4 protein-coding genes are annotated in these 5,176 nt (G+C 73.6%); 3 read left to right on the plus strand and 1 reads right to left on the minus strand.

Annotated features, from left to right (window positions below):
• Nucleotides 1–74: 74 nt before the first annotated feature.
• Nucleotides 75–680: a hypothetical protein gene (locus LE181_RS30035; protein WP_225664673.1), complete on the minus strand. Its 606-nt coding sequence runs from the start codon at nt 678–680 to the stop codon at nt 75–77.
• Between the two features lie 221 nt (nt 681–901).
• On the opposite strand from LE181_RS30035, the gene LE181_RS30040 reads away from it, so the two are divergent.
• The 3 genes from LE181_RS30040 to LE181_RS30050 all read left to right on the plus strand — a co-directional run bounded on the left by LE181_RS30040 (nt 902) and on the right by LE181_RS30050 (nt 4,934).
• Entirely contained in the window at nt 902–2,392 is a 1,491-nt protein-coding gene (locus LE181_RS30040; RefSeq protein WP_225664674.1) for an alkaline phosphatase D family protein, read from the plus strand.
• 195 nt (nt 2,393–2,587) lie between these two features.
• On the plus strand, nt 2,588–3,892 hold the full coding sequence (locus tag LE181_RS30045) for a multidrug effflux MFS transporter (protein ID WP_225664675.1): 1,305 nt from the start codon (nt 2,588–2,590) through the stop codon (nt 3,890–3,892).
• 10 nt (nt 3,893–3,902) lie between these two features.
• The gene (locus tag LE181_RS30050) at nt 3,903–4,934 is read left to right on the plus strand and encodes a small ribosomal subunit Rsm22 family protein (RefSeq protein WP_225664676.1); all 1,032 of its coding nucleotides are present in this window, start codon (nt 3,903–3,905) and stop codon (nt 4,932–4,934) included.
• Nucleotides 4,935–5,176 lie beyond the last annotated feature (242 nt).

The raw sequence follows: 5,176 nt of genomic DNA on the forward strand, positions 1-5,176 counted from the left end.
TCAGCACTGAGTGCTGACGCCCCCACCGGTCTTTCCGTGATTCTTTCAGGCGTCTCGATGAAGGCACGAAGAAGTCACGACGAAGTCGACGAGTTGAACGTGAAGTTCGAATGCCCCGTCGCCAACTGCTGCCCGTCCGGCCCGTACACCGTCACCTGCAGCTGCCAGTGGACGGTCGGTGTCGGGACGATGAAGGTCGGCTTCCAGTCCGTGCTGTCCCAGTTGAGGACGGGGGAGCTGATGGTGCTGTCCTCGCTCATGGTCAGCTTGGTGGCGTCGTTGTACGTGTGCCACTTGAGGTAGCCCGACCTGCCCTTGAGGCCGGTGATGGTCACGTTGGCCTGCACCTTGGTGACCGTCGGGGTGACCGCGCCCAGGGGCGTGACGCTGTTGACCCTCGCTCCCACCTTCACCTGCGGGGTCGTGGACAGCACGGGGGAGGGGGTCGGCGTCGGGGTGGCCGAGGCGGTCGGGGGGAACGTCACCGGGGGGTCGGAGTGGTCGTCGGTGGCGAAGGGGCCGGCCTTGACCACGACCGGGATCACGGCCGCCAGGACCACCGCCAGGCCGCCGGTCACCCAGTACGTCCACACGCGCGACCAGAAGCGGGGGTCGGGCGGGTGCGGTGGTGGCGGGGGGTGGTGGGGCGGTGGTGGCGGAGGGTCTCCGTCCGGGCTCATGCGGCCACCCCCTTCGGCGTTGCCCCTGGCATGGGAGGACGCTACACCCGGAATCGGCCATTCGGCCCTGGGTCAACGGACGTTGGGGGCGCGCCCACGGCGCACGCGCCCCCTGTTCGCCTCCGATCGCCCCTGCCCCACCCGCCCCCGCACCAGGGCGCCGTGCAACGTTCGCCACCACGGGCCTTCACCGTCACACCGGCCACGCGCAGTCTGAGGACATGGCCGAAACGACCTCCCTCCCGGTAAACCCCTTCACCCTCGGCGTCGCCTCCGGCGACCCGCTGCCCGACTCCGTCGTCCTGTGGACCAGACTCGCCCCCCGGCCCTACGAGCCCGGCAACGGCTTACCCGCGGACGGTGCCCTCGACGTCCAGTGGGAGCTCGCCTCCGACGAGTCCTTCCGCCACCTCCGGCGCAACGGCACCGTCCCCGCCCCCGCCGCCGACAACCACACCGTCCACCTCGACCTGGGCGGCCTCGATCCCGGCCGCGACTACTGGTACCGCTTCCGCACCGGCCGTTGGATCAGCCCCACCGGCCACACCCGTACGGCCCCCGCCGCCGACGCCCACCCCGAAGGCGTGACCTTCGGGCTCCTCTCCTGCCAGCAGTACGACGAGGGCTACTACACCGCCCTCGCCCACCTCGCCCACGAAGACCTCGACGCCGTCTTCTTCGTCGGCGACTACATCTACGAGAACGCCATCGACGCCCAGGCCGGCGCCCGCCACTGCACGGACGCCCCCCTGCCGCCGTTCTTCGACCACTGGACCTGGACCCTCACCGACTACCGCCTGCGCTACGCCCTCGGCAGGTCCGACCCCGACCTGCAGGCCGCCCACGCCGCCCACCCCTGGTACGTCACCTGGGACGACCACGAGGTCGAGAACAACTACGCCGGCGACGTCTCCCAGAACAACGACCCCGTCGGCGTCTTCCGCGCCCGCCGCGCCGCCGCGTACCGCGCCTACTGGGAGAACATGCCCCTGCGCGAGGCGCACCGGCCCGTCGGCGCCGACATGCTCCTCCACCGGCGCTTCCGCTACGGGCGGCTGGCGCAGTTCGACCTCCTCGACACCCGGCAGTACCGCTCCGACCAGGCGTACGGCGACGGCTGGCAGTACCCGGGGCCCGAGTCCGAGGACCCCGCCCGCACCATCACCGGGGGCGCGCAGGAACGCTGGCTCCTCGACGGCTTCCGCACCTCCACCGCACGCTGGAACGTGCTCGCGCAACAGGTCGCCTTCTGCCGCCGCAAGAACACCACGGCCGACCGCTCCCGGCTGTCCATGGATGCCTGGGACGGCTACCCGGCCTCCCGCGCGCGCGTCCTCGCCGGGGCCGGGCGGGCGGGGGTCGAGAACCTCGTCGTCCTCTCCGGCGACGTCCACGTCCACTACGCGATGGACATCAAGGAGGACTTCGACGACCCCGCCTCCCGCACCCTCGGCGTCGAGGTGGTCACCACCTCCGTCTCCAGCGGTTTCGACGGCCAGGAGAAGCCCGACGACTGGAACCTGCTGCTCGCCGCCAACCCCCACATGAAGTTCTACGACGGCCGGCGCGGCTATGCGGTCGTCTCCCTCGACGACACCCGCCTGCAGGCCGACTACCGCACGCTCTCCGGCGTCGTCACCCCCGGCGCGCCCGTGATCACGGCTGCCCGCTTCGTCTCGGAGGCGGGGGCTCCCGGCTTCAGCCGGGCGTAGCCCACGGCGCGGAGCGCACAGCGGGCAGTGCACAGCGCGTCGTGCAGAGCCGTAGCGCACATCACCACGTGTAGACGGCATCTATCCTCGGCGGGCGTGTCACCATGGAGGTAACTTGAAAGTTTGATTACCCCCCGCCCCGGCCCCGGCCCCCCGCCCCCCCGGGCCGCCCCCATCACCCCCATGGAGCAGCGCATGACGGAACCCGGCCCCGCCCAGGCCGCGGACGAGCGGCGCGGTGCAGGCGAGCCCGCCACCGCCCGGGAGCCCCGGGCCGCCGCCCGCCGCGCCGGCCTGATCGTCACCCTCGTCCTCGGGGGCCTGACCGCCCTGCCGCCGCTGTCCATGGACATGTACCTCCCGGCCCTGCCCGAGGTCACCGACGCCCTGCACAGTCCCGCCGCCACCATCCAGCTCACCCTGACCGCCTGCCTCATGGGCATGGCGCTCGGACAGCTCGTCGTCGGCCCCATGAGCGACAAGTGGGGCCGGCGCCGGCCGCTCCTGGCCGGCATGGTGCTCTACGTGCTGGCCACCGCCGTCTGCGCCTTCGCGCCCAGTGCCGCGCTCCTCATCGCCTTCCGCCTCGTCCAGGGCCTGGCCGGGGCGGCGGGCATCGTCATCGCGCGGGCGGTCGTGCGCGACCTCTACGACGGCGTGGCCATGGCCCGCTTCTTCTCGACGCTCATGCTGATCTCGGGCGTCGCCCCCGTCGTCGCGCCGCTCATCGGCGGCCAGATCCTGCGCCTGACCGACTGGCGGGGCGTCTTCGTCGTCCTCACCGCCGTCGGCGTCGTCCTCACCGCCGTCGTCTGGAAGTGGCTGGACGAGACGCTGCCCCCGGCCGACCGCCACGCCGGCGGCCTCGGCCAGGCGCTGCGCACCATGCGCGGCCTGCTCGCCGACCGCGTCTTCACCGGCTACATGCTCGCGGGCGGCTTCGCCTTCGCCGCGCTCTTCGCCTACATCGCCGCCTCGCCGTTCGTCGTCCAGGACATCTACGGCGCCTCCCCGCAGACCTTCAGCCTGCTCTTCGGCGTCAACTCCGTCGGCCTCGTCCTCGTCGGGCAGATCAACGGGAAGCTGCTGGTCGGCCGGGTCAGCATGGACAAGGTCCTGGCCGTGGGCCTGGCCGTCACCGCCCTGGCCGCGGGCGCGCTCGTCGTCATGGCCTCCGGGGCGTTCGGCAAGGCCGGTCTCGCGCCGGTCGCGGCCGGGCTCTTCGTGCTGATGTCCGCGATGGGCCTGACCATGCCCAACACCAACGCCCAGGCCCTGATGCGCTCCGCCGGCGCCGCCGGCTCCGCCTCCGCGCTGCTGGGCACCTCGACGTTCCTGCTCGGCGCCGTCGCCTCCCCGCTCGTCGGCATAGCGGGCGAGCACACCGCGGTGCCGATGGCCGTCGTCCAGCTGTGCTGCGCGCTCGCCGCCGTGGCGTGCTTCGTGGGGTTGTGCCGGCCGTGGCGGCGCGCACAGGAGGGTGCACAGGAAGGCGCATAGAATTCGCCAAATGCACGCCCCCGCCCCCGCTCCCTCCGGTGAGACCCCGCCCACCGGTGAGACCCTGCGCGCCGCCCTCGCCGGCCTCCTCGACGGACTGCCGCCCCGGCAGGCCACCCAGGCCGTCGAGCGGCTGATCGCCAACTACCGGGGGCGCACCCCCACCCACACCCCCGTGCTGCGCGACCGCTCCGACGTGGTGGCGTACGCGGCCTACCGCATGCCGGCCACGTTCGAGGCCGTGCGCTCGGCGCTGGAGGCGTTCCGCGACCGGCTGCCGGAGTGGACGCCCGCCACGCACGTGGACGTGGGCGGCGGTACCGGCGCCGCGACCTGGGCGGTCGCGGCGGCCTGGCCGGAGGGGCGGCACTCCACCACCGTCCTGGACTGGGCCGAGCCGGCGCTCGCCCTCGGCGGCGAGCTGGCCCGGACCGCCCGGTCCGAGGCCCTGCGCACCGCGCAGTGGCGTCGGCAGACGATCGGTGCCGGGCTGGCCGTCCCCGACGGCACGGACCTGGTCACCGTCTCGTACGTGCTCGGCGAGCTCACCGAGGAGGGCCGCCGTGCCGTCACCGACGAGGCGGCCCGTGCGGCGCGCGCCGTCGTCCTGATCGAGCCGGGCACGCCCGAGGGCTACCTGCGGATCATCGAGGCCCGCGACCGCCTGATCGCAGCGGGCTTCCGCATCGTCGCGCCCTGCCCGCACAGCGCGGCGTGCCCGATAGAGCCGGGCAGCGACTGGTGCCACTTCTCGGCGCGGGTGAGCCGGTCGTCGCTGCACCGGCAGGTCAAGGGCGGATCGCTGGCGTACGAGGACGAGAAGTTCTCGTACGTGGCGGCGGTGCGCGACGAGGCCGTGCCGGAATCCGTCGCCCGGATCGTGCGCAAGCCGCAGATCCGCAAGGGGCAGGTGCTGCTCGACCTGTGCCTGCCCGAGGTCGGCCTGGCCCGCGAGACGGTGACCAAGCGGCACGGGCCGCTGTACCGGGCCGCGCGCGACGCGGACTGGGGCGACGAATGGCCGCCGCCGGCCGAGGACTGACCGGGCCCCACCCCGGACGGGCGCCTCTGCCGCCGCCCCGCGGCAGCTGCCTGGCGGGATGCGGTCCGAGCACCTGCTGGGTGCCGCATGCTCGCGGCCGCCCGGCCGGGAAGCGCTCCGGGCCGCCCAGCGTCCGTCGTCAGTCGCCGCGCGACGCCCCGGCCGCCCGGCCGGAAAGTGCTCCCGGCCGCCCGCCGCCGGGAAGTGGCCCCGGACGGCCGCCTCGCCCGGCGCGCCGGACG

Origin of the sequence: Streptomyces sichuanensis (genome assembly GCF_020328095.1) — a bacterium.
GTDB classification, from domain to species: domain Bacteria; phylum Actinomycetota; class Actinomycetes; order Streptomycetales; family Streptomycetaceae; genus Streptomyces; species Streptomyces cinnamoneus.

Bases quoted from the DNA above. Each gene is read 5' to 3' on its own strand.
- LE181_RS30050 (WP_225664676.1), top strand. From the start codon at position 3,903: ATGCACGCCCCCGCCCCCGCTCCCTCCGGTGAGACCCCGCCCACCGGT.
- LE181_RS30045 (WP_225664675.1), top strand. From the start codon at position 2,588: ATGACGGAACCCGGCCCCGCCCAGGCCGCGGACGAGCGGCGCGGTGCA.
- LE181_RS30040 (WP_225664674.1), top strand. From the start codon at position 902: ATGGCCGAAACGACCTCCCTCCCGGTAAACCCCTTCACCCTCGGCGTC.
- LE181_RS30035 (WP_225664673.1), bottom strand. From the start codon at position 680: ATGAGCCCGGACGGAGACCCTCCGCCACCACCGCCCCACCACCCCCCG.